19 protein-coding genes, 1 tRNA gene and 1 pseudogene are annotated in these 19,624 nt (G+C 62.4%); 10 read left to right on the forward strand and 11 right to left on the reverse strand.

All coding sequences use genetic code 11. The annotated features are described in order from the left end of the window. Positions 1 to 14 precede the first annotated feature (14 nt). Both EV686_RS18650 and scpB read right to left on the reverse strand, forming a co-directional pair. Complete coding sequence (locus EV686_RS18650) at positions 15 to 188, reverse strand: hypothetical protein (RefSeq protein WP_165972637.1); 174 nt, start codon at positions 186 to 188, stop codon at positions 15 to 17. After that, positions 178 to 870 (reverse strand): annotated as a pseudogene (gene scpB, locus EV686_RS15015) (SMC-Scp complex subunit ScpB); the annotation flags it as partial. The gene EV686_RS18650 and the pseudogene scpB, both read right to left, overlap by 11 nt. Before the next feature lie 86 nt (positions 871 to 956). Here scpB and EV686_RS15020 point away from each other — a divergent pair. Beyond that, positions 957 to 1,033, forward strand: a tRNA-Met gene (locus EV686_RS15020). A gap of 636 nt (positions 1,034 to 1,669) precedes the next feature. On the opposite strand, the gene phaR is transcribed toward EV686_RS15020, so the two are convergent. The 5 genes from phaR to EV686_RS15045 all read right to left on the reverse strand — a co-directional run bounded on the left by phaR (position 1,670) and on the right by EV686_RS15045 (position 6,529). Continuing rightward, on the reverse strand, positions 1,670 to 2,227 hold the full coding sequence (gene phaR / locus EV686_RS15025) for a polyhydroxyalkanoate synthesis repressor PhaR (RefSeq protein WP_132477772.1): 558 nt from the start codon (positions 2,225 to 2,227) through the stop codon (positions 1,670 to 1,672). 7 nt (positions 2,228 to 2,234) lie between these two features. Continuing rightward, a complete protein-coding gene (gene phbB / locus EV686_RS15030; protein WP_132477773.1) occupies positions 2,235 to 2,972 on the reverse strand; it encodes an acetoacetyl-CoA reductase in 738 nt (245 codons plus the stop codon). A gap of 105 nt (positions 2,973 to 3,077) precedes the next feature. Beyond that, positions 3,078 to 4,706: a PHA/PHB synthase family protein gene (locus tag EV686_RS15035; protein WP_132477774.1), complete on the reverse strand. Its 1,629-nt coding sequence runs from the start codon at positions 4,704 to 4,706 to the stop codon at positions 3,078 to 3,080. Between the two features lie 102 nt (positions 4,707 to 4,808). Then, positions 4,809 to 5,573 carry a peptidoglycan editing factor PgeF gene (gene pgeF / locus EV686_RS15040; protein ID WP_132477775.1) on the reverse strand — a complete coding sequence of 255 codons (765 nt, stop codon included), beginning with the start codon at positions 5,571 to 5,573 and terminating at the stop codon, positions 4,809 to 4,811. Next, positions 5,570 to 6,529 (reverse strand): RluA family pseudouridine synthase, encoded by a 960-nt coding sequence (locus EV686_RS15045; protein WP_132477776.1) that lies wholly within the window; start codon positions 6,527 to 6,529, stop codon positions 5,570 to 5,572. Before EV686_RS15045 ends, pgeF begins: the two co-directional genes overlap by 4 nt. 101 nt (positions 6,530 to 6,630) lie before the next feature. On the opposite strand from EV686_RS15045, the gene EV686_RS15050 reads away from it, so the two are divergent. Continuing rightward, positions 6,631 to 7,431, forward strand: a complete 801-nt coding sequence (locus EV686_RS15050; RefSeq protein ID WP_132477871.1) for an outer membrane protein assembly factor BamD — start codon at positions 6,631 to 6,633, stop codon at positions 7,429 to 7,431. Between the two features lie 84 nt (positions 7,432 to 7,515). Here the strand turns inward: EV686_RS15050 and EV686_RS15055 are convergent, their stop codons facing one another. Next, a complete protein-coding gene (locus EV686_RS15055; RefSeq protein ID WP_243650910.1) occupies positions 7,516 to 8,412 on the reverse strand; it encodes a LysR family transcriptional regulator in 897 nt (298 codons plus the stop codon). A 111-nt stretch (positions 8,413 to 8,523) separates the two neighbouring features. On the opposite strand from EV686_RS15055, the gene EV686_RS15060 reads away from it, so the two are divergent. Genes EV686_RS15060 through EV686_RS15085 form a run of 6 tightly spaced genes read left to right on the forward strand, consistent with a single transcriptional unit; the run spans position 8,524 to position 13,279 of the window. Beyond that, entirely contained in the window at positions 8,524 to 9,369 is an 846-nt protein-coding gene (locus tag EV686_RS15060; RefSeq protein ID WP_132477778.1) for an amidohydrolase family protein, read from the forward strand. Between the two features lie 11 nt (positions 9,370 to 9,380). After that, positions 9,381 to 9,944 carry a DUF4286 family protein gene (locus EV686_RS15065; protein WP_132477779.1) on the forward strand — a complete coding sequence of 188 codons (564 nt, stop codon included), beginning with the start codon at positions 9,381 to 9,383 and terminating at the stop codon, positions 9,942 to 9,944. Further along, on the forward strand, positions 9,944 to 10,501 hold the full coding sequence (locus EV686_RS15070; protein WP_132477780.1) for a carboxymuconolactone decarboxylase family protein: 558 nt from the start codon (positions 9,944 to 9,946) through the stop codon (positions 10,499 to 10,501). The genes EV686_RS15065 and EV686_RS15070 overlap by 1 nt, the downstream gene beginning before the upstream one ends. A gap of 31 nt (positions 10,502 to 10,532) precedes the next feature. Further along, positions 10,533 to 11,333, forward strand: a complete 801-nt coding sequence (locus EV686_RS15075) for an SDR family NAD(P)-dependent oxidoreductase (protein ID WP_132477781.1) — start codon at positions 10,533 to 10,535, stop codon at positions 11,331 to 11,333. Beyond that, positions 11,317 to 12,264: an SMP-30/gluconolactonase/LRE family protein gene (locus EV686_RS15080; RefSeq protein WP_132477782.1), complete on the forward strand. Its 948-nt coding sequence runs from the start codon at positions 11,317 to 11,319 to the stop codon at positions 12,262 to 12,264. The genes EV686_RS15075 and EV686_RS15080 overlap by 17 nt, the downstream gene beginning before the upstream one ends. 49 nt (positions 12,265 to 12,313) lie before the next feature. Beyond that, positions 12,314 to 13,279 (forward strand): Bug family tripartite tricarboxylate transporter substrate binding protein, encoded by a 966-nt coding sequence (locus EV686_RS15085; RefSeq protein WP_132477783.1) that lies wholly within the window; start codon positions 12,314 to 12,316, stop codon positions 13,277 to 13,279. 119 nt (positions 13,280 to 13,398) lie between these two features. Here EV686_RS15085 and EV686_RS15090 read toward each other — a convergent pair whose 3' ends face one another. The 3 genes from EV686_RS15090 to yoaA all read right to left on the reverse strand — a co-directional run bounded on the left by EV686_RS15090 (position 13,399) and on the right by yoaA (position 16,092). Next, on the reverse strand, positions 13,399 to 13,692 hold the full coding sequence (locus tag EV686_RS15090) for a HigA family addiction module antitoxin (RefSeq protein ID WP_132477784.1): 294 nt from the start codon (positions 13,690 to 13,692) through the stop codon (positions 13,399 to 13,401). Further along, positions 13,692 to 13,970, reverse strand: a complete 279-nt coding sequence (locus EV686_RS15095; protein WP_132477785.1) for a type II toxin-antitoxin system RelE/ParE family toxin — start codon at positions 13,968 to 13,970, stop codon at positions 13,692 to 13,694. Before EV686_RS15095 ends, EV686_RS15090 begins: the two co-directional genes overlap by 1 nt. Before the next feature lie 91 nt (positions 13,971 to 14,061). Then, positions 14,062 to 16,092, reverse strand: a complete 2,031-nt coding sequence (yoaA, locus tag EV686_RS15100; protein ID WP_132477786.1) for a DNA repair helicase YoaA — start codon at positions 16,090 to 16,092, stop codon at positions 14,062 to 14,064. Positions 16,093 to 16,206: 114 nt separating this feature from the next. Between yoaA and EV686_RS15105 the strand changes: the two genes are divergently transcribed. Further along, entirely contained in the window at positions 16,207 to 18,585 is a 2,379-nt protein-coding gene (locus EV686_RS15105) for a Tex family protein (protein ID WP_132477787.1), read from the forward strand. Between the two features lie 174 nt (positions 18,586 to 18,759). Further along, positions 18,760 to 19,623 (forward strand): ModD protein, encoded by an 864-nt coding sequence (gene modD / locus EV686_RS15110; RefSeq protein ID WP_132477788.1) that lies wholly within the window; start codon positions 18,760 to 18,762, stop codon positions 19,621 to 19,623. Position 19,624 lies beyond the last annotated feature (1 nt).

Here is a 19,624-nt window from a genome sequence, read left to right on the forward strand (position 1 = left end):
CACTCCGTTAACTTTTATTGCCGAGCCGGATCATCCTGTTCCGGCACTTGCACATTCTCTTCCGCCAGGGTCTCTGGCTCGGGTTGTATCTCAAAGGATGGCTCTTCGCCTGCGGCGTCTTCGGCATCGACCCCGTCGAATGCCTCGACAGAGACCTCATCGGATACGCCGCCCAAATTCCACGACATCGATCTCCTGTCCTGCCGCATCCGCAAGCAACTGCCCGCCGGAAGAGGCATCCTCGCCTCCGGTTGACGCATCCCCATCTGTTTCGTCCTTGACGATGATTTGCGCGTCATCCACCACATCGATCGGCAGATCGCTCAGGTCGAGTTCGGCCATGGCTTCGGCCGCATCGATGCTTTCCAGCTCCGGCAGTTCATCGAGCGCGCGAATGCCAAGATCATCGAGGAACTGCCGGGTCGTCCCGAACAGCGCCGGCCTTCCCGGCGCATCGCGATGGCCGATGACTTCGATCCAGCCGCGATCCTCCAGGGCCCTGACGATCTGCGTGGATACCGTTACGCCCCGGATATCCTCGATATCGCCCCGCGTGACGGGCTGGCGCCATGCGATGATAGCAAGCGTCTCCAGCACGGCGCGGGAATACTTGGGCGGTTTTTCGGGAGTCAGCCTGAGCAGGTAGCGCTGCACTTGCGGACGGCTCTGGAAACGCCAGCCGCCTGCCAACTGCACCAGTTGCAACCCACGGCCTTCCCAGTTTTGCTGCAATTGTACGAGACTCTCCGACAGTTCGTCCCGCTGAATGCCGCCTTCGCCGAAAAGTTTCATCAGGTCCGACTGCGGCATGGGCTGATCCGCGCACAGCAGCGCAGCCTCGAGTATATGTATGGGTTCCAGTTCACTCATTCCTTGGTTCCAGCCGTCTCTCCGGTTGTTTTCTTTTCGAAGACTTGCATAAAAATATAAAGCACCCTATAATTCAATTCTTCAGACGCGGGGTGGAGCAGTCTGGCAGCTCGTCGGGCTCATAACCCGAAGGTCACAGGTTCAAATCCTGTCCCCGCAACCAGATTCGAAGGCCGCTTGCCAACCAGCAAGCGGCCTTTTTCGTTATGCGGCACGCCGCGAGCATTGCGGCATGCGCGCGCAATTTCCCTCATACAGACAGCCGCCACGGGCGCAACCACAGCAAGCGGGGTGCCGGCCATGGGGCGGCGAGCATTTGCCGCGCACGCCGCTACCCCGGCCCATGCCCCGCGACAGCGACTGAGCGCGTACAACGAAAACGCCATCAGAAGAAAAAACACCATGAAATGTACTTGTTGCCTGCAGCAGGAACATCCAGGATCGGGATTGCGCCTTGGCGCATGGCCTTGCGGGCGAAGCCGCCGCGGGATCCGGCAAGCCGAAGCTATGCGCGAACCGGCATCAAACCTGTGATGCTGCTGCCAGAAAAGACATTGATTGCGTATGCCACTTTGCAGGAACCGCCCTGCCACCGGCATGGAAACTGTTGCCCGGTCGGGCCACGCGGCGCCTGCGCTATTGATTGAAGAGCTTGCGCAAGCCGCACCGCAGCTGCCCCGCACTCCGGCAATGGACAGCCATGGGGAATATTACACCATCACGCCAGCGGAGGCGCAACTACAAAAATCGCGCCAGCCCGCTCCCGTGCGTGATTTACAACAGGACACAAGCCATGAAACTAGCGCTTGCCGTCCGGCGGCACATTGCCGAAAGGAAATACCGAGAACATGGAGCGCGTCTGGTCCTGCATCTGCTCTTGCATCTGCACGAACATGTTCTTGCTCTGGTCGATATAGTTATTCATCATGTTCTGCAGGACCGGCGTCTGGACATTCATGAACTGCGCCCAGGCTTCCGGCCCCAGTTGGTTTCCATAAATGTTGTTCGACTGCGCCAGGCGCTCCTGGATCTCCATGAAGGCCTGCATGTTCTTTTCGAGGTACGACCCCATGACCCCCTGCATGGCATGCCCGTAGAAACGAATGATCTGCGCCAATACTGCCTGCGAGAACATGGGAATGCCGCCGCTCTCCTCCTCCAGGATAATCTGGAGGAGGATGCTGCGCGTCAGGTCCTCGCCTGTCTTGGCATCTACCACCTGGAACTGGTCGTTCTCGAGCACCAGCTGCTTGACATCCGCCAAGGTAATGTAGGCGCTGTTCTGTGTATCGTACAAGCGCCTGTTGGGATATTTCTTGATCAGGCGCTTATCTGCGGGAGTTGAAGTCTGTACCATTCTGTCGTTAACCCATGTGCAGGCCGCCGTTGAGCGAGAAGTCCGCCCCCGTCGCAAAGCCCGCATCATCCGAAGCCAGCCAAGCCACCATGGAACCGATTTCTTCGGGCGTACCCAAGCGTTTCACCGGTATGGTGGCCACGATTTTTTCCAGGACATCGGGCCGTATCGCCCGCACCATGTCAGTACCAATATAACCCGGGGAGATCGTGTTGACAGTCACCCCCTTGCTGGCGACCTCTTGCGCCAGGGCCATTGTAAAGCCGTGGATGCCCGCCTTGGCCGTGGAGTAGTTGGTCTGGCCGAACTGGCCTTTCTGTCCGTTGACCGAGCTGATGTTGATGATGCGCCCCCATTGCTGGTCGATCATGCCTTCGATGACTTGCTTGGTGACATTGAACAGGCTGTTCAGATTGGTATCGATGACGGCGCGCCAGTCTTCGCTGCTCATCTTGCGGAACAGGCCGTCGCGCGTAATGCCGGCATTGTTCACCAGTACGCTGATGACGCCGAATTCCTGCCTGACCTTGTCGAAAGCCTGCTCCGTGGAATCCCAGTCGGAGACATTTCCGACCGATGCATGGAATTTATAGCCCAATGCCGCCTGTTCATCCAGCCATTGCTTGTAATTGCGGCTCGGGCCGCAACCGGCAACGACGGTATACCCCTCTTTTGCCAGCCTTTGGCAGATCGAGGTCCCGATGCCTCCCATACCCCCGGTAACGTATGCCAGTTTCCCACTCATGAGTTGCTCCTTGTTTCATATTTTGCCTGGCCCCCGGATACAGCCCGGGTCCGCCGGCGATACCGCGCTACAAAGGAAGACATGATCCCGCCTGCCAATACGGCATCATGTCGCCCTGACTCTCACATATCTTCCTGGAGCATCTTCGATCACGGGATAGCGCGTGCTTCCCAATCGCGTGCGCGCCTTGCGCATGGGTCCTGAATGCGTCTTCAACCACCGGGCCAGGTCCGGCCACCAACTGCCCGCGATGGTATCGGTCCGCTCCAACCAGTTGTCCGGCTCCTGCGACATATCGACGGATTCTCCGCCCGCCACCTGGTAGCTGCGCTTGTTTCTGGAGGGCGGGTTCACCACGCCGGCGATATGACCGGAGGCGCCCAGTACGAACCGCACCGGCGCGCCCAGCGCCCGCCCGGAAAGATAGGCCGAGCGCCAGGGCACGATATGGTCTTCCCTGGAGCCATACAGGTAGCAGGGCACGTCGATGGCGCCGAGGTCGATCGGCACGCCGCCGACGCTGACGCCGCCTGGATCCTTCAGCCGGTTCTCGAGATAAGTATTGCGGAAATACCAGGTGAAGAAAGGCCCCGGCAGATTGGTGCTGTCGGCATTCCAGTACAAGATGTCGAACGGCGCTGGCTGGCGGCCCTTCAGGTAATTGTCCGCCACATAGTTCCAGACGAGTTCGGATGGCCGCAGGAAGGAGAAGGTCGTATTCAGTTCGCGCGCCGACATCAGCCCGCCCGCGCCCAGTTGCCGTTCGCGCCACTGCGCATGCAATTCGTCGACGAACACGTCCAGCACGCCGGTATCGCAGAAATCCAGCATCGTGGTCAGCAGAGTCAGTGCGGCGACGGGAGACTCGCCCCTGGCCTTGGCCAGCGCCAGGGCGGAAGCCAGCATCGTGCCGCCCACGCAAAAGCCCAGCGCGTTGATCTGCTTCTGACCGCTGATGGCGCCCGCCACTTTGACCGCGGTCAGCACCCCTTCTTCCAGGTAATCCTCCCAGGTGCAGGCATCGATGCCGCCATCCTCGTTCGGCAGCGGGTTGCGCCACGAAATCATGAATACGGTCAGCCCCTGGGATACGGCATATTCCACCAGGGAATTGCCCGGCTGCAGGTCGAGGATATAGAACTTGTTGATGCACGGCGGCACCATGAGCAGCGGCCTGGCGTGAACCGATGGCGTCGAGGGCGCGTACTGGATCACCTGCATCAGGCGGTTCTCGAAAACCACCGCCCCCTGGCTTGCCGCCAGGTTTTCTCCCAGCCTGAACCCGCTTTCGTCCGTCTGCGAAAGGCGCCCCTTCTGCAGATCGGACAGCAGGTTGCGCATGCCCGCCTGCAGGGACTCGCCCTGCGTTTGCAGGAACAACCCCAGCGCTTCCGGGTTGCTTGCCAGGAAATTGGTCGGGGACATGGCCTCGACCCACTGCATGACGGAGAAACGCAGGCGGCTGCGCACGGCATCCGGCACCGAGGCGGCATCCACCATGCGGAACATGGTGCGCGCGGACAGCAGATAGCTGTGCGCGGCAAGCAGCGCCGGCTGGCTGGCCGCCCATGCCTCGCCTGAAAAACGGCGATCTTTGGGGCATTCCAGTTGCCCCTGCTGCGCTTTCTCGCAAACCTGCGCCCAGTCACGTGCAAGCTCGGACTGGATCTCCGTCAGGGTGTCCGGTGCGATGCTGACTGGAACCGGCCACTGCGAAGTCTGTTGGGCTTTCACGTTCTACTCCTGCCTGTGATGCTACTTCTTCATTACTTTGGGTTTATGTTGGAGATCAATCAAAAACGTGTCAATCAGGGTAAATCGCATCAGGGTTAGTCGCTAGGGCATTTGCTTCAGCCAGGCGCAGGTCGCCATCCGGCCGCTGTCGGCCAGCCGCCGGTAGGAGAAGAACAGGTCCTGCCGCGTATAGGTGCACAAGCCGCTGGCCTCGATGTCTTCGACCCCTTGGGCGCGCAGGCGCATCGTCGCCAGCGCGGGAAGGTCGGCCATCCACTTTCCTTCCCGCACCCCGGGCAGGAAGTGCGCTTGCGCCGCAGGATCTCGCTCGAGAAAAGCCTGGCGCACTTCGTCGCCCACCTCGAATGCCTCAGGGCCGATGCCGGGACCGATCCAGGCCCGCCAGCCCGCGGACTGGGGGCATCGCTCGCGCAAGGCCTTCATCGTCGCCTCCAGCACGCCATGGCAAAGACCGCGCCATCCGGCATGCGCCGCTCCCAGCGCGCGGCCATCGCGATCCGCGATCACCACGGGCAGACAATCCGCCGTCAGGATGGCCAGCACCCTGCCCGGCCTGATCGTGACAGCCGCATCCGCCGTCACCGGGGCGCTTTCATCCACAGCGTCGGCATCCGCCACATCCACGCCATGGACCTGACTCAGCCACAAGGGATCCGCCGGCAGAAGCAGCCGCAAACGGCGTTGGTTGTCCCGCACATCGGCCGGATCGTCCTTCGTGCGCCGCCCCAGGTTCATGGAGGCATAACTGCCCTGGCTCCGCCCGCCCCCGCGCGTCGTGCAGAAATAGCCGACTCCGGGCCAATCGCTGCCGCTGACGACCGGCGGCAATTCCTCGCTGTTGTTCATGCCCATTCGATTTCCTGACAGAAAGCCTGCAAGTCTCCTGCCAGCTCCGACTCGAAGGAGACTGTCTCGTTGCTGGACGGATCCTGGAAGGAAAGCCGGCGGGCATGCAGCATCTGCCGCTTTGCCTGCGGCAATTCCGACCCGCCATACAGCGTATCGCCCACCAATGGATGTCCCAGGCTGCCCATGTGGACGCGGATCTGGTGCGTGCGACCCGTTTCCAGCCGGCATACGACTTCGGATACGCGCCTGCCGTCCGGCAGCAGCCCCCTGCGCTGGACGGAATAATGCGTGACGGCGGCCTTGGGCGCCACCGGATTCTGCGTCGTCATGCGCACCGGCACGCGGGGATCGCGCCCGATGGGTGCATCGACCCGGCCATCTGCCGGCGGATGGCCATGCACCAGCGCGACATATTCGCGCAGCACGGTATGCGCCTGCAACTGCCGGACCAGGTGGGTCTGCGCCGTTTCATTGCGCGCCACCACCAGCAGCCCCGAAGTGTCCTTGTCCAGCCGGTGCACGATGCCGGCGCGCGCCACCATGGACAGCTCCGGGTAGCGGTGCAGCAGGCCATTGAGCAACGTGCCGCTCCAATTGCCTGCTCCCGGATGGGTGACCAGGCCCGCGGGCTTGTCGATGACGATCCAGTCGGGGCTTTCCGCCACCACCGCCAGGGGGATGTCCTCGGGCAGGAATGCCGAGGACTCGGCCGAAGGCTGCACCCGGACGACGATGCGGTCGCCCGGAAGCAGCGTCTGCCGCACCTGCGCCTGCCGTTCGTTGACGGTGACATGCCCGTCTTCTATCCAGCCCTGGATGCGCGTCCTGGAATGCTCCGGCATCAGCCGGGCCAGTGCCTTGTCCAGACGCTCCGGCGTCGCCTTGAACCCGATGAGGAACCGCTGCTCGTCGGCGGCGTCTAAACTTTCTTTGGCGATATCCGTGTCAGGCATGGCGACAAATCATATAATCAACGCGCAATGCTAACATCCGAGGACACTCCGTGACCCGTTTTACCCCTGCTTTCCTTCGTTTTCCGAGCGCAGCCCGTCTGATGTACGTCCTGCTGGCTGTCTCGGCTGCAATCCTGATCGCTGGCTGCAGTTCCACCGGCGGCGGCGAACGCGACGAAACCACCGACTGGACGGCCGCCCAGCTTTACCAAAGCGCCCGCGAAGAAGTCGACTCCGGCAACTGGAACACTGCACGCACGCGCCTGGAAGCCATCGAGGCGCGCTATCCGTTCGGCACCCACGCCCAGCAGGCCCTGATCGATCTGGCCTATGTCAACTGGAAGGACGACGAACCCGAGCAGGCGCTCGCCACGATCGACCGCTTCCAGCAGCAATACCCGGAACACCCCGGTACGGACTACATGCTGTACCTGAAGGGCTTGATCACGTTCACCCCGCCCAGCGCCGTTTTCTCGCGCATTACGCAGCAGGACCCCAGCGAACGCGATCCCAAGGGCCTGCGCGAATCCTACGACTCCTTCAACGAGCTGGTCCAGCGCTATCCCGACAGCCGCTACTCGACCGACGCGCGCAAGCGCCTGACCTGGCTGGTCAACGCCATCGCCCAGAACGAAGTCCACGTCGCCGAGTACTACTACAAGCGCGGCGCCTACGTGGCCGCCATCAACCGCGCGCAAACCGTCATCACTGACTTCGAAGGCGTGCCGGCCGCCGAAAAGGCGCTCGCCATCACCTATCTTGCATACGACAAGCTGGGCATGACCGATCTGCGCGACGACACCAAGCGCGTGCTGGACCAGAATTTCCCCGACAGCGTCTACCTGTCGCGCGGCCTGGACGAGCCTTCCGGCAGCAAATGGAACCCAATCAACTGGTTCTGATCCGGTAGACGGCGCAGGACCGCTGGCCCGACGGTAGAAACCGCACAGGACGATAAAGCCTGTGCGTTTTTTTACCTGGCACGCCTACTGCATCAGGCTGGCAATATCGAGGCTGCGAATCAGCTTCGTGACTTCCTGCAGTGTTTTCAGACCTTGCGTCTGCACCGGCAGCGCCAGGCATAGCCGGTTCCTGATAGTGGGTTCGCAGAGCTCGGAAAATGCCAGCGTCTGGCCGCCCCGCAAGTCCGTCAGCGCCGAGCGCGGCAGGATCGTGAGCAGCTCGGTTTGCGAGATCGTTTCCAGAATGGTCTGCACTACGTCCACTTCCGTGGCAACGTTCAGCGTCACCCCCGCCTCGGCAAATGCCTCATTGACCAGCGCCCGAATCGTATTCGGCATGCTTGGCAACACAAAAGACTGATTCGCCAGGCTACTGACCCGCATACGCTCCGGCATCCGATGCCGGCCAGGCTGGTAGACCAGCACCAGGTCCTCGCGATGGACTGTTTCCACCTGGATCAGCGTCGACGGAGGCGGCTCATACAGCAAGGCCACATCGACTCGCCCTTTCAGCAGCCAATCCGTCATTTCCGAACTCAAGCCCTCCGCCACCGTCAATGCGGTATCCGGCAGCCTTTCCTGGAAATGCCGCATGATGACGTGCGTCATGCGGCGCGCGATCCGGTGCGGCATGCCCAGGCGAACGCGCGACAAAGGGTTTCCGCTGAACGCCCACATCGTCTGCACCGCCTGGTGCGCCATGCGGTCGATCTCTCTTGCATGAACCAGGAATTGCCGGCCAGCTTCCGTCAGTTCGACGCCGCGTCCGGTCCGGGTCAGCAGATGCTGCCGCAACTCCGACTCCAGCAATTGAATCTGCCGGCTGATCGAAGGCTGCGAAATACCCAGCACGTCCACCGCCCGGGACACGCTGCGCAATTCCGCAACCACCAGAAAGGAGCGAATTTGCTTGAGATCCATAGCACTAATGATATACGTTTTTTCTATATCTGAGATCCATGGAATCGGGTTGATCCGGTCTCCGGCGTAAGCCATGATCAGTTCTCTTCGATCTGTTTGAGAACGCTGTCGATGAAGCTCCCCCTAGTTCGCGATCTGCCTGCCGGCGCCTGCGACACTCACCTCCATGTGTTCGGGCCCGTTGCGCGCTTCCCGTACAGCCCCGGCCGCAGCTATACGCCGGACGACGCTCCGTTCGAAACGCTTCAAGCCTTGCATCGGCGGCTCGGACTGCAACGCGGCGTTATCGTGCAGCCTGGCTGTCATGGCTACGACATGTCGGCCGCGCTTGATGCGGTTCGTCATGGCAAGGGCCAGTACCGGGCGGTGGCCCTGGTACGCACGGACGTCAGCAGCGAAGAGCTGGCTTCGTTGAACGAACAAGGAGTGCGCGGCGTCCGCTTCAACTTCATCGCCCATCTGAACAACAGTTCCTGGTCTGACATCCTCTCGATAGCCGAACGCGTAAAAGGGCTCGGCTGGCATCTGTGCCTGCACTCCGACCAGGCCTCGCTGGCTTATCTGCTGCCACGCCTGCCCGAGCTGGATTTGCCCGTCATTATCGATCACATGGGCCGGATCGATGCGGCGGCCGGGCCGGATAATCCCGCGCTGAAAGCCCTGCTGAAGCTGAAACACTACCCGCGCGCCTGGATCAAGATTTCCGGCCTGGATCGGTGCTCTTCGACTCACAGGCGCCCATTCGACGACGCCGTCCATGTACAGCGCGCCTTTCTGGATGAGATGCCGGAACGCCTGCTGTGGGGCAGCGACTGGCCCCATCCGAATATCGAAGGCGATCTGCCTGACGAAGCCGAATTGCTGAATCAACTGCTGCGCGCCTGCCCCGACGATGCGACGCTGAAACGGATACTGGTCGAGAACCCGCAGCACCTTTACGGCTTCACTTCCCTGTGAGAAAAATCATTATGAATCGACAATGGCTGTTACGCATACCCGTCCAGCGCCTGAACTGGAAAGCCATCGACAAATGGCCGCTGGATCGCGCCGTGCTCGCCACCGCTCAGCTGCACCATGCCGTCGATCATCCCGAAACCTACGTCCGGCTGTTCACGGATCGCGCGACGGATCTCGCTGCATTGCTGCAGCAAGCCTGTCCGTCCGCGCAGGCACACCGGCTGACCTTAATGCAATCAATCGCCGGGCCGGCAAACAATCAGCCGGCCGCATGGTTCTACACGGTCGAAACCGACATCACCCCCGAAGTCGAAACCGATTTCAACCGCTGGTACAGCGAAGAACACCTGCCCGGCCTGGCCGCCGTCGACGGCACGGTCCGCGCCGAGCGCTGGCTATGCGAAACAGGCTCGCCCCGCTATGTGGCCAGCTACGAGCTGGCTTCGCGCGAGACCTTTGGCTGCCCGGCCTGGCTCGCTGTGCGCGGCACCCCCTGGAGCGATCGCATCCGCCCGCATTTCATCCATGCCAAACGAACATTGTTCACGACTTCATTCCGTTCGGAGCCCCTGTAATGCCCAAACTGCTTCCCCCCGACCCAGCCCGGATGGATGCCCACCAGAAGCGCGTCCATGACGCCATCGCCAGCGGCCCGCGCGGCCGCGTGCGCGGACCTCTGGCTGTCTGGCTGCACCGGCCCGGTCTGGCCGAGCACGCCCAAGCGCTGGGCCGATACTGCCGCTACGACTCCAGCCTGCCGCCACGCCTGTCCGAACTCGCCATACTCGTCATGGCCTCGCACTGGAAGTCCTCTTACGAATGGTGGGCGCACTACCCGATCGCGGTGAAGGCAGGCGTACCGGAAGCAGCGCTCAATCAGATCCGGCACGGCGAAATCCCAGTTTTTGCGGAGGCCGACGAGACCCTGGTATATCGCTTCATGACCGAACTGCTGGAAACCCGGCAGGTCCCGGACGAACTTTACGATCAGGCGCTCGCCGCGCTAGGCCGGGATTGCGTGATAGATCTGGTCGGGCTGGCCGGCTATTACACCTTGATATCGATGACGCTGAACGTCTTCGACATTCAAGTGCCCGACGGCGAACCCCCGGTTGTCTTCGGCGAGAACTGACCCCCCTATTTTCAAAAGAGAGGAACGACTCATGGGAGACCGTCTCCAAGGCAAGATCGCGCTGGTCAGCGGCGCGGGCAGCGCGGGGCCGGGCTGGGGCAACGGCCGTGCCATCGCCTACCGGTTCGCGCAGGAAGGCGCGACCGTATTCGCCGCCGATCTGAAACCGGAAGCCCTGACCGAAACCGTTGAGCGCATCGATGAATTGGGCGGGACCGTCCGCACCCATCTGGCCGACGTCACGAAATTCGACCAGGTACAGGAAATGGTCGATACCTGCCTGGCGGAATTCGGCCGCATCGACATTCTCGTCAACAATGTGGGCGGCTCGAAAAAAGGCGGCCCGGTGGAACTGAGCGAAACCGACTGGAACGCACAGATCGACTACAACCTGAAAAGCGTATACCTCGGCTGCAAGGCAGTGCTGCCCCATATGATTGCGCAAAACGGCGGCGCCATCGTCAATCTGTCCTCCACTTCCGGCATACGCTGGACCGGCTCCGCGCAAGTCGGATATGCCAGTGCCAAGGCCGGCATCATCCAGCTTTCGCGCGTCGTGGCCTTGCAGCATGCACAGCAGAACATTCGCTGCAACACTGTGGTGCCCGGCCAGATGCACACACCGATGGTCGAAGCGCGGCTGGCAGGCCAGCGCGCCAGCGGCGATGTCGACACTCTGCTGGCGCAGCGGCAGGCGCGCATACCCCTGCCCTTCATGGGCACCGGCATCGACACCGCCAACGCCGTACTGTTCCTCGCCTCGGACGAGGCCCGCTTCATCACCGCTACGGAAATCGTGGTCGACGGAGGCATGAGTGCACGCTGCGACTAAATTATCAGGCCGCTACCCGGATCCGCTGGTCCAGGCTTTTGAACCCTCCTTCGAGGCGCTGATCCTGCCTCTGGCCGGCGTCGAACGACTGGCCGACGGTTGTCGCTGGGCGGAGGGACCGGTCTGGTTCGGCGATGGACGCTATCTGCTTTGGAGCGACATCCCGAACGACCGCGTCATGAAGTGGGATGAAACCACGCAAACCAGCTCAGTCTGGCGCCACGGCTCGAACAACGCCAACGGCATGACCCGCGACCGCCAGGGCCGTCTGATCGTCTGCGAGCACCTGGGGCGGCGCGTCACGCGCACTGAATATGATGGCCGCATCACAGTGCTCGCCAGCCACTTCAACGGTAAACCCTTCAATTCGCCGAACGATGCGGTCGTCAAATCCGACGGGTCGATCTGGTTCACCGATCCGCCTTTCGGCATCGCCGGTTATTACCAGGGCGAAAAAGCCGAGCAGGAACTGCCGGCCGGCATCTACCGGATCGACCCCGATACGCTCGCGATCAGCCTGATCTCCGATGCCGTGCAGGGGCCGAACGGGCTCGCCTTTTCGCCGGATGAGCAACTGTTGTATGTGATCGAGTCGCGCTCGCGTCCGCGCAATATTCGCCTCTTTGCGCTCGATCCAGGCGGTAAAAGCGTAAGCCGGCCGACCGCTCCCGACCTGTTTCTCAGTGCCGGAGAGGGGACCCCCGACGGTTTCCGTGTCGATATTCACGGCAATCTGTGGTGCGGCTGGGGCATGGGTAGCGCAGAACTCGATGGCGTGCGTGTTTTTTCGCCGGAAAGCCAGATGCTCGGCCACATTTCCTTGCCTGAGCGCTGCGCCAACCTCTGTTTCGGCGGCAAATACCGAAACCGCCTTTTCATGGCGGCCAGCACTTCGATTTATTCACTGTACGTCAATACACAAGGCTGTTGATGCGCCGCCTGCCGGGTGCAAAGCCGATTCTTAAAACAAGGAGACTCTGATGAACAAACCTTCCCGCCTTCAACAAGCCGCGCTTGCCGCTGCACTGTCCCTGACCCTGGGCGTCGCCGCGGCGCAAAGCCAATCACTCAATCTGGTGATCGCCTTTCCCGCGGGCGGCCCCGCCGACTCGCTGGCCCGCGTCGTTGCGGCCCAACTCGAAAAAGAAACCAAGCAGACCGTCATTGTCGAAAACAAGCCAGGCGGCAACGGCGCCGTGGCCGCCAATTACGTCAACCGCTCCCGTCCCGACGGACAAACACTGTTCCTGAGTTCGGTCGGCGCGATCTCGATCAATCCCGGCCTCTATCCAAAACTGACTTACGATCCAGTAAACGACTTCGCTCCGGTCGCGATGTTGATTTCCACTCCTGAAGTGCTCGTGGTCGGCGAGAAGCATCCCGCCAAAACAGCGCGGGAGTTCCTGGACCGTCTGAAAGAAGGCAAAACCACGCTGGCCTCATCCGGCATCGGCTCCATGCCCCATATGGCGATCGTGCAATTGAAAGTATCGTCCAGACAGCCAATCATGCATGTGCCGTACAAGGGCGCGGCGCCAGCCATCACCGACACCATCGGCGGGCAGGTCGACGGTTTCATCGGCGATATTTCCGGTCTGGTCGGCAATCTGAAGGCAGGCAAGCTGCGCGCTCTGGCAACCGCCGCACCGAAACGCTCGGCCGTCGTCCCCGATACCCCCACGTTCGACGAGCTCGGTGTACCGAATGTCTATGCCAACAACTGGTATGGCGTACTGGCGCCCAAAGCCACACCGAAAGACAAGGTCGACGCCCTGAATGCAGCTTTCAACCGTGTGCTGTCCAGCCGGGAACTGAAAGACTATGAAGCATCGACCGGCGCGGAGCTATCGCCCATGAGTCCGGAGGAGTTCGCCCGGATCATCAGGACGGATACCCTGAAATGGGGCGAGCTGATCAAGGCTGAAAACATCACCGTCGATGAATGATGACATCCTGGCCTCCTCTTCGCCACCGTGCTCCCTGGCGTCCGGATCATGCCTGAACGGCGCCGGCTTGAATAAATTGCACGGTCAGGCCACAAAGCGGTATCGACTCGAATGAATTGTCAGGCCGTTGCCAGTTCAAGCTTGCCGACACGATCCAGATCAATGCGCTCCCGAGCCTCCCACAGATCATGCGCATCCTGCATGGCGAGCCAGCTCTCGGGGGAGCGGCCAAGCGCCTTGGAAAGACGCAAAGCCATCTCAGGAGTAACCCGGCTGGCGCCTTTGAGAACACGACTCAAGGTCGAAGGCGCCACGTCCAGCTTGACGGCAAGCTCGCGACCGCTGATGCCGTTGGGCTCGAGGTAGACCTCAGCGATGAACTCGCCAGGATGGGGAGGGTTGTACATGGCCATTAGTGATAATCCTCATAATCCAGGATGTAGGCGTTCCCGTCTCGAAACTCGAAGGTCAGGCGCCAATTGCCATTGACCGTCACAGACCCGCGCCCCAGCATTTGTCCCTTGAGCGGATGCAGCCGATAACCCGGGATGTCCATATCATCAATGGTCTGCGCAGTATCCAGAGCAATCAGTTGCATTCGAAGCCGCTTTTCATGATTGGCCTGGACACCCGATGCATTACCGCTTTCGAAAAACCTGCCCAGACCTTTGTGCCGAAATGACTTGATCATGACAATGATCCGAATATAGCATGTTGCGCATCACGCAACAACATCACCCATAGAACGAATATTGCGCCGCAAAACAGCATGAGGATCTGCCTCATGCCTGAACGGCGCCGGCCGCCTGCCTTTCCTCGTAGAACTGCAGCACGCGCTTTTCCTCGCGTGTGCGCACGAACGGCGGCAGGCCGCGCCACAGCAGCTTGCCGTAGGGCTTGTCCACGATGCGTGTGTCTCCCACCAGCAGCACGCCCCAGTCGTTCTCGGAGCGGATCAGGCGCCCCGCCCCCTGCTTGAGCGCGATGGCGGCCTCTGGCAACTGGAACTCCATGAAGGGATTTCCCCCGCGGCTGCGACAGGCATTTAGCCGGGCCTCCAGCACGGGATCGTCGGGCGGCGCGAACGGCAGCTTGTCGATGGCCACCAGCGTCAGCGCATTGCCGGGTACATCGATGCCTTCCCAGAAACTGGCGCTGCCCACTAGGATGGCCGAGCCTTCCTTGCGGAACTCGTCCAGCAGCACGCGGCGGGATTTTTCACCCTGCCGCAACAGCAGCCGATCCAGGCCCGCGGCATCCAGGCGTTCTTCGAGCAGATCCGCGATGCGATCCACCGCGCGCAATGTCGTGCAGAGCACCAGCACTCCGCCTTCGGCCTTCCGGATCAAGGGCCACAGCACCTCGACAAAACGCTCGTTGAACTGTGGCGAGGACGGCAGCGGGAGCGTGGATGGCACATAAAGCATGGCGTGGCTGGCGTAGTCGAACGGAGACTCCCAGCGCATGGCGGCCGCATCGCGCAGGCCCAGCTGCCGCTGGAAATGCGAGAAATCGCCGTGCACCGACAAGGTCGCCGAAGTCAGCACCCAGGCCTGTTCCGGGCTGCGGAACCGGGAAAACAGGTGCGCGATCGACAGCGGCGCGCTCTGCAGCCGCATGAATTGCGCGCCTGCCTCGACCCAGCGCACCGACAGCACGGGCGCGGGCGGCTTTTCGCCGTTTTCGTCCGGCTCCTGAGGACGCAGCGCGTTGTTCCCCATGCGGTCGGGCTGTGTCCATTGATACAGTTTTGCGCGGATATCCAGCGCGCCTTTTTCCGCCGCCTGCAGGTCGGGATGATGGTCCTTGACGATGCCCAGGCGCTCGCAGGCGGCGCCCAGCGCCTCGATCAGTTCGTCCAGCGCCCTGTCGAACTGCTCGGGCTCCGGTATGGCCTGGAAGGTCGACTTGCCGCCCGGCAGGCGAGTGACAGGCTCGGCGGCCAGCCGCAGTTCCCGCGCCGCCTGCTCGACCGCCTTGGCCGCCTGGCTCCAGTTGGTGGCTTCGCGCGCATGCGCCAGGCCCGCGGCTTCGATCTGGCGGCAGAGGTCCAGTATCTGGTGGAATGAGACTCCTGTCCCTAGAAAGCGTGTGGCCACATCGGGCAGTTGATGCGCTTCGTCGAATATGACCAGCTCGGCTGTGGGCAGCAGATCGGTGATCCCCTCTTCGCGCAGCGCCAAGTCGGCCATGAACAAGGCATGGTTGACCACCACGATATCGGCTTCCTGCGCTTTGCGCCTCGCCTTCATGACAAAGCAGTCCTTGACGTAGGGGCAATCCTGCCCCAGGCAATTCTCGCGCGTGGACGTCACCCTGGACCAGAGATCCGCCTCTTCGGGCACGCTGGAGAGATCGCTCTTGTCGCCCGTGCGGGTGATGGCCGTGAATTCCTGGATGCGGCGCAGCTGCGCGATTTCCGTGCGCGAGCGCAACGCATGGCCATCAGCGGCCACGCGCTCCAGATGATAGTGGCAGACGTAATTGCCGCGCCCCTTGAGCAGGGCGGCATTGACGGGCAGGGCCATGGCCTTGCGCAGGCGCGGCACGTCGCGCTGGAAGAGCTGGTCCTGCAGGGTGCGGGTGCCCGTGGAAACCAGGGTCTTGCGGCCGCTGAGAAAGGCGGGCGCCAGATAGGCCCAGGTCTTGCCCGTGCCGGTGCCGGCTTCGGCAATGAGGGTGCCGTTTTTCTCCAGCGTATCCTGGATGGCCTGGGCAAGCTCCAGCTGCGCCTGGCGCGGCCTGTAGCCGGGGACTTCCCGCGCAATGGGGCCGTCTTCGGCGAAAAAATCGGAAAGTTCCTGCAGAAACATGCAATATCGACTCGGTGGGTGCAGACAGAATGATACCCGCGCTTACGCAGCCTGCCACGCAACTGTGGCAAAATGCGCCGCTTGACTGACTGATCTTCGTTTACATTTCTATCCATGACTGACGTTTCCGCTACCGCCACCGATTCCGTTCTTGCCCTTCCCGCCGCCGATCCCCTGCGGATCGTGACCCAGTTGGCAGAAGAGCTGGGCGCGCGCGCCGCCCAAGTCGCCGCCGCCGTGGAACTGCTGGACGATGGATCCACCGTACCCTTCATCGCCCGCTACCGCAAGGAAGCAACCGGCGGGCTGGACGATACGGTGCTGCGCAACCTGGAGGTCAGGCTGCTGTACCTGCGCGATATGGAAGCCCGCCGCACGGCCATCCTGGAATCCATCCAGCAACAGAGCAAGCTGACCAAGGCGCTGTTGGACGAAATCGTCGGCGCGGACAGCAAGCAGCGCCTGGAAGACCTGTACGCCCCCTATAAGCCCAAGCGCCGGACGCGCGCCCAGATCGCGCGCGAAGCCGGGCTGGAGCCGCTGGCCGACGCCATCCTGGCCGACACCGACTGCGATCCGGCTGCGCTGGCACAGGGCTATCTGAATCCGGAAGTCTCCATCAACGACGTCAAGACCGCGCTGGACGGCGCGCGCGACATTCTGGCGGAGCGCTATGCGGAAGACGCCGAAGTGCTGGCCGACCTGCGTGAATACCTCAATCGTTCCGGCATGCTGTATTCCAAGGTCGTCGACGGCAAGGACGCCGAAGGCGGGAACTTCCGCGACTGGTTCGACTTCCGCGAAACGCTGCGCACCCTGCCCTCCCACCGCATCCTGGCCTTGCTGCGCGGCCGCCAGCAAGGCGTGCTGGACCTGCGCATCGGGCTGGACGAGGAACAGGAGGCCCTGGTTCCCCATCCCTGCGTCGGCCGCCTGATCGACATCCTCGGCATCGACGCCTCCTACGATATCGACGCCTCGCCACGCCGGCGCTGGCTGGGCGAAGTGGCGCGCTGGACATGGCGGGTCAAGCTGCAGACGGCATTCGAGACCGAGCTGATCGGACAGTTGCGCGACAGCGCCGAACAGGAAGCCATCCGCGTCTTCGCCGCCAATCTGAAGGACCTGCTGCTGGCCGCGCCCGCGGGCCCCAAGTCCGTCATCGGCCTGGATCCGGGCATCCGCACCGGCGTCAAGGTGGCGGCCATCGACGCCACGGGCAAGGTACTGGAAACCACCACCATCTATCCGTTCGAGCCGCGCCGCGACGTCAGCGGCAGCGTGCGCACGCTGTTGGGCCTGGCTGCGAAGTACAAGCCCGAACTGGTCGCCATCGGCAACGGCACCGCCTCGCGCGAAACCGAAAAGCTGGTGCGCGACATGCTGGCCCAGTATCCCGAGCTGAAACTCACGCCCGTCGTAGTGTCCGAGGCCGGCGCCTCGGTCTATTCCGCCTCCGAGCTGGCCGCCCAGGAATTCCCCGACATGGACGTGAGCCTGCGCGGAGCGGTCTCCATCGCCCGCCGCCTGCAGGATCCGCTGGCCGAGCTGGTCAAGATCGAACCCAAGGCCATCGGTGTCGGCCAGTACCAGCACGATGTCAACCAGCGCGAGCTGGCCCGTTCGCTGGACGCCGTGGTCGAGGACTGCGTGAACGCCGTCGGCGTGGACGTGAACACGGCATCGGCCGCGCTGCTGTCCCGCATTTCAGGGCTGAACGCCACGCTGGCGCGCAATATCGTGGCATGGCGCGACGAGAACGGCCCCTTCCCCAGCCGCAAAGCCCTGATGAAAGTGCCCCGTTTCGGAGACAAGGCTTTCGAGCAGGCGGCAGGCTTCCTGCGCATTCCCAATGGCGACAACCCCCTGGACGCCTCGTCCGTCCACCCCGAAGCCTACCCCGTGGTCGAACGCATCCTGCAGCGCATCCAGGCCGACGCCCGCAGCATCATGGGCAAGCAAGGCGCGCTCAAGGGCGTGTCGCCGTCCGAGTTCACCGACGAGCGCTTCGGCCTGCCGACCGTGCGCGATATCTTCTCCGAGCTGGAAAAACCCGGTCGCGACCCTCGTCCGGAATTCAAGACGGCGCAGTTCAAGGAAGGCGTCAACACTCTGAACGACCTGCACGAGGGCATGATCCTGGAAGGCGTGGTGACCAACGTCGCCAACTTCGGCGCGTTCGTGGACATCGGCGTGCACCAGGACGGCCTGGTGCACATCTCCGCCCTGTCGCATACCTTCGTGAAAGACCCGCGCGACGTGGTACGCGTCGGCCAGACCGTCAAGGTCAAGGTGCAGGAAGTGGATATCGCCCGCAAGCGGATTGCACTCACTATGCGCCTGGACGACGATTCCGCGCCCGCGCGCCGCGCCCCTGGCGGCTCGAACGACCGGGGTGGCGGCAGGCCGCGCAGCGGCGCGCCTCGCGGCAATGACAGCGCCGCGGGCGGCATGGGAGCGATGGCTGCGGCATTTGCCAAGCTGAAGAAATAAGTCTTCGGCTCGCATTCCGGAACGTGCGTCGGTCTTGCGACTGACGCACGCCGATATGGGCCGCCGCGATATGCAAGACTGTGCAAGGGCAAGCCAACTCATCAGTATATATATACATATATTTAATATAAGCTGATATATTCAGGACTTTCTGGCCCGCGTCACGGAAGCCCCATGCACACACCCAACGTATATTTCGATACCGCCACGCTGGAATCCTGGCTGCAGGAAGACATCGGCTATCTGGATCTGACCAGTTCGCTCCTCCAGGTCGGAGAAGAGCCCGCGCGCATTGCCTGGCGGGCGCGAAGCCCTATTGTTGCGGCCTGCACAGAAGAAGTCGTGCGCCTGCTGCAATCCCGCCAGGTCTCCGTCATCAAGCATGTTCCAAGCGGACGGCAGGCCGTGGACGGCGACGTCCTGGTCGAGGCCGAAGGCCCCGCACAGGCGCTGCTGGATGTCTGGAAGGTCGGCCAGAACCTGCTCGAATACGCCTGCGCCGTAGCGACCCGCACGCACGATCTCGTGCAGGCGGTCAAAGCCATCAACCCTCAGGTGGGTATCCTGACCACCCGCAAGCATCCGCCTGGATTGCGCCGCGTCGCGATCAAGGCAACCATGGCGGGCGGCGCATGGCCTCACCGGCTGGGCCTGTCCGAAACCTTATTGGTCTTTCCTCAGCACCGCGCCCTGCTGCCCGGCGACGGATGGGAAGCCGTCGGCATGGCATTGCGGCAACATACCGGCGGACTGGCCGAGAAGAAGGTAGTCATCGAAGCGTCAACGCTGGAAGAGGCCCTGCTGGCGGCCGAGGCCGGTGCGGACGTCATCCAGTTCGACAAGGTGACGCCCGCCTCCCTGCGCGAGTGGTGCCCGGCGCTGCGCGAACGGCATCCGGGGCTGAAGCTGCTGGCCGCTGGCGGAATCCGCAAGGAGAACGCCGCCGACTATGCCGACAGCGGCGTGGATGGCCTGGTGACGAGCAGCCTCTATTATGGTCCGCCCGCGGATATCGGGGTTAGCATCGGCAAGGCATGAC

Source organism: Paracandidimonas soli (assembly GCF_004342005.1).
Classification (GTDB): domain Bacteria; phylum Pseudomonadota; class Gammaproteobacteria; order Burkholderiales; family Burkholderiaceae_B; genus Paracandidimonas; species Paracandidimonas soli.